At 71.4% G+C, this 416-nt stretch carries 1 protein-coding gene and 1 pseudogene; both read right to left on the bottom strand.

The window, feature by feature from the left end; genetic code table 11:
• Positions 1–210: RNA-binding S4 domain-containing protein (locus HA630_RS01140; RefSeq protein WP_166832116.1), on the bottom strand; the 210-nt coding region annotated here is incomplete at its 3' end.
• Positions 211–227: 17 nt separating this feature from the next.
• Positions 228–416: pseudogene (locus HA630_RS01135) on the bottom strand (ferrochelatase); the annotation flags it as partial.

Here is a 416-nt window from a genome sequence, read left to right as displayed (position 1 = left end):
CCGCACCACCACCGTGCGCGGGCTGTGCCCGGCCTGGAAGGTGATCTCGTCGCCCACCTTCGGTTCGCGCGAGGCTTTGGCGACCTGGCCGTTGATGCGCACCCGGCCCTTGTCGATCTCGTCGCCGGCCAGGCTGCGGGTTTTGAAAAAGCGCGCCGCCCAGAGCCATTTGTCCAGGCGGATTTTGTCAGGCCCGTCCAGCGTTTTCATGCGCTTGTGGCCCAGGGTCAGACGGTGGCGCCCAGTGCGCGGGCCCGCTGGCGGGTGCGCTCGGCCTCGGTGGCGTCCGGCAGGGCCTGGGTGGGCCAGCCGGCCAGGTGCCGTTCGCACAGGTCGGCCAGGGCGCGCATGCCGGGCGCGCTGTCGTTCAGGCAGGGGATGTAGTGGAACTCGCGGCCGCCGGCGTGCAGGAAGGC

The organism is Aquabacterium sp. A08 (assembly GCF_011742065.1).
Note: the sequence above shows the minus strand (reverse complement) of the source record. Positions and strands in the feature narration are given on the sequence as shown.